This is a genomic window from Frankia sp. RB5 (assembly GCF_059816245.1).
The window spans coordinates 1-4,154 of the sequence record NZ_JCBATA010000129.1; the positions used below are offsets into that span (position 1 = coordinate 1).

At 75.7% G+C, this 4,154-nt stretch carries 1 protein-coding gene and 1 pseudogene; both read right to left on the minus strand.

The window, feature by feature from the left end; all coding sequences use genetic code 11:
• On the minus strand, positions 1–3,630 hold a 3,630-nt coding region (locus AC6EXY_RS33000; protein WP_499842474.1), incomplete at its 3' end, for an AAA family ATPase.
• 150 nt (positions 3,631–3,780) lie between these two features.
• Positions 3,781–4,154, minus strand: a pseudogene (locus tag AC6EXY_RS33005) (hypothetical protein); the annotation flags it as partial.

Sequence of the window (4,154 nt, forward strand, 5' to 3'; positions counted from 1 at the left end):
CTCGTCCGATCTGCCCGCCGGGCCCGCGGCGGGCGCCGAGCCGCCGCTCGGCGGCAGGCCGGCCAGCAGCCGGCGGGTCTGCGGTGCCTCGCTGACGGCCCCGGTCGCCGTCGCCGCCGCCAGCGCCCGTAGGTAGGCCCCCCTGCCGGCCTCCAGCTCGCCGTTCGCGACGAGCGCCGTGCCCAGCGCCCGGTAGCCCAGTACCGTGGCCCGCACGTCCTCGGCGTCGACCGCGACCGCCTGCCGTGCGACCTCCAGCGCCTCGACCGGCGAGCCACCGTCCAGCAGGATGCCGGCGAGGTGCGCGTAGGCCTGGCGCCGGGGGAACATCAGGGTCGCCGGCTCGCTGGCCGCCAGCGCCTCGCGCAGCAGGTCACGCGCGGCGTCGATCCGCCCGCGGGCCCTGGCGATCTGTGCGACGAGGACCTTCGCCCCCAGCTGGGCGTGGGGTCGCAGCTCGAGGCTGTCCAGGTCCCGCAGCGCCGCCTCGGCGGCCTGCTCGGCCTGGTCCACCTCGCCGGCGTCGAGCAGGGTCAGGCCGAGCAGCACCCGGGCCAGGGCGCCGACGACCACCTGGCCCCGTTCGGCCGCCTGTTCGCAGGCCTCGGTCAGGTACCGCGCGCCGCGCGCCGGCTCGCCCGCACCGCGGGCCGCGAGACCCCTCGCGACCAGCACGAGCATGGATCCCCAGGTGTCCCCGGAAGACTCGAACAGCTCGGTGGCCCGGGCCGCGTGCGCCTCGGCGGTGGTGATGTCGCCGAGTTCAGCGGCCGCGATCGCGCCGATTGTCAGGCACACCGCCATCCCCCACTGCTCGCCCACCGAGCCGGCGAGCTCGATCAGCTCACGGGTGAGCTTGCGCGCCCGAGTGAGCTGGCCGGACAGCAGCAGCACCAGCGCCTCGGTGCCCCGGCACCAGCCCAGCCCGCCGGTGTCCTCCAACCGCTCGAAGACGGTCGAGGCCTCGCGTAGCGTCCGTTCGGCTCGCGGGTAGTCGCCCCGGGTGGTGGCGTTCCAGGCCAGGTGCTGCAGCGCCCAGCCGATGCCGCGCGGGTCGTCGACCTGCCGGGCGATGGCGAGGGCGTCCTGGTAGCGCTCCTCGGCGGCGCTGATCCGGCCGGCGTTGTACTCGAGCATGCCCAGCCGGCGCAGCGCCGCCGCGGTGGCCCGCTCGTCGCCCGCCTGGCGGGCCGAGTCGAGGGCGGTGAGCAGGCACTGCGCGGCCTCCTCCGGCCGGCCCTGCTTCTGGCGCAGCTCACCGAGCACCGAGAAGGCGGCCGCGCGCCGGGCCGGGGCCTCCGCCCGCAGCGCCGGGCGCAGCGTGCGCCCGGCCTCGTCCAGCTGGCGCAGCGCGACGAGAGCCTCGGCGTGCAGCACCCGGACGGTGTTGTCCTCCTTGCGATCGATCATGTCCCGCCCGAGCCGGCGGGCGTTGGCGAGCAGTTCGGCGGCGGCCCGATGGTCGTCGCGGGCCAGCGCCGCGCGGGCCAGCCGCACGTGCGCGTGGAAACCGGACATCCGCGACGTCCATGCCGGGTCGCCGGGGGCGAGGCCCATCGACGCGGCCAGCTCGTACGCCCGCAGTGCGTGGCTGGCCACGAAGGTCGACACCGAGCGCGACGTGCCGATCATCGCCGTGACACCCCAGCGGGCCGCCGTGGCGTGCCGCCGGGCACGCTCGACCTTCGGCAGCCCGGCGTAGGCGACGTCGCGGGCCATCGGGTGCACGAAGCGCCAGCGGGTCTCGCTGGCCCGCGGCGGGCGGACGAGCTGACGTTCGGTTAGGACGTCCAACGCGCGGGTCACCTCGTCGGCGGGCCGCTCGTCGACCATGGGCAGCGCCTCGGCGGGGAACCGCCGGCCGAGCACGGCGGCCGCCCGCAGCACCGCCTTGGCGACCGGGTCGAGATCATCGATGCGGGCGGCGAGTACCGACTGGACGCCGGCGGGCAGCGGGGTCTCGGCGAGCGATCCGTCCAGCACGAGTTCGGCCTGCCCGTCCGCGTCGGCGTTGCCGTCCGGGGCCGTCGCGGAGTCGGGGCGTGCCGGGTGCAGCAGGCGTCGGTCGATGAGCAGGTTGAGCAGCTCGACCAGGAAGAACGGGTTGCCGTGCACCCGGGCGAGCAGGTCGGTGCGGGTCTGCGGCTCCAGCGTGCGCCCGCGCAGGTGGCTCTGCAGGAGCAGGCCGGACGCCTCCACGCTCAGCGGCGCGAGATCGATGCGGCGCATCTGCGGCAGCGAGGTCAGCCGGGGCCCGGCCCGGTCGAGCAGGACCAGCAGCACCGGCCCGGACAGCCGCGACGCGAGCCGGCTCATCGCGTTGCTGAGCTGGCTTGTCGCCCACTCCAGGTCGTCGATCACGACCAGGATGGGACCTGAGCGGGCCCGCGCGCTGAGCAGCAGCGCGACCGCCTCCACCGTCGCCTCGACCGCCCGGGCCTCGGCCTCCTCGACATGCGAGGCGCGGGCCGCCGGGTCACCGGGGGTCGCGGCCGGAACACCGGTGGAGCGCCGGTCGAGCGGCACCCCGAGCAGCAGCAGTAACCGGTCGGCGATGCCGGCGGGCAGCCGGGTGCCGGTGATCGGATGGGTGAGGCCCGCCACCGTGGCGCGCACCCGGTCGGCCACCCGGTCGAGCGAGTCGCCGTCGGTGATGCCGCAGGCGTTGCGGACGACATCGACCAGCGGGGCGAGCCCGCGGCCGTCACCGTGGCGGACCGTGCGGCCCCACAGCACGACCGTGCCCGGGGTCTGCGCGGCCCGGCTCGCCAGCTCACTGGCCAGCCGGGTCTTGCCGATTCCGGCCTCGCCGACCAGCAGGGCGACCTGGGGGGCGCGCCGGGTCACCACCTCGTCGAACAGGGCCCTCAACTCGTCGAGCTCGGCCTCCCGGCCGAGGAACGGCGCGTCGTCGGCGAGCCCGGGGCGGGCCACGTTGGACGGGCGCAGGCTGATCAGCTCGTAGGCCGGTACGGGCTCCCGCTTGCCCTTGAGCACGAGGTCGGGCAGTTCTCGCCAGCTCGCCACCGACCTGGTCGCGAGCACGGTGGACCGGCCCGCGTAGACGGTGCCGATCGAGGCGGCCGCGGACAGCCGGGCGGCGGTGTTCACCGTGTCGCCGATGACGGTGTAGGACAGCGCGGCCTGGACCCCGGCGAGGACCTCACCGGTGTTGAGCCCGACCCGCAGGCCCAGACGCCCCTGGGCGCTGTCGCCGGCGGTCTCCTGGACCAGCCGGCGGACCGTCTCCTGCATCGCGGTCGCGGCCCGCACGGCGCGTTCCGGATCGTCCTCATGGGCGGTCGGCGCGCCGAAGACGGCCATGATCCCGTCGCCGGCGAGGTTGTCGACACGCCCGCCGACCTCGTCGATCTCGCGGGCGAGCGCGGCGAGCACCCGGTCGGTCATCTCGCCGACCCGCTCGGGGTCGCGGTCCTCCGCCCAACCGGTGAAGTCGGACAGGTCACCGAACAGGACGGTCACGACCCGGCGTTCCGGCGCGTCGGAGGCGGGAGCCTCCGCGGAGCTGAACTCCAGGCCGCAGTTGTAGCAGAACCGGCCGCCGGGGACGGCCGCGGACGCGCAGCGTGGGCAGCGCAGCGGACCGGTGTGCGGCGCGGCGATCACCATGGCCGCGCCCTGGTACGTGGGGATCGCACGGGTACCCTCATCCGCGGGCCTCCCGGAGTCGAGGACGTGGCCGAGCCGCCGGTCGCCCGGCCGGGTGGCCAGCGGCCGTCCCGGGCCGGCCACTCGGCGTCTGCCTGGTCGAAGAAGTCGTCATCCTGCGCACGGGCGGTTCCCTCCAGACCTGAGTTTAGTGGCCTGGATCTCGTTTCTCGGATCGCGTCCGCTCGGGTGACGGAACGCGGCCATCACCCGCCGCCGGGTGGTATCGGCGGCGGGAGACCCCCCATCCGTGCCGTCTCGGCGCCCGATCGGGTGCGGGCCGTGCCGACCCGCGCCGCCCGGCCCGTCTGCGCCGACCGTCCTGGGCGGGCGGCGCAGACGGGCCGGCCGGCCGCGCATGTTGCGCAGTTTCACGTACCTGGCCATATGGCCGCTGACGATCTCGTCGCCGTCCAGGCCGACCCAGATGACGGTGACCTGGGGGCTGCCGTCGGGATTCGTCGTGCTCAGGTGCGCGAACGGCC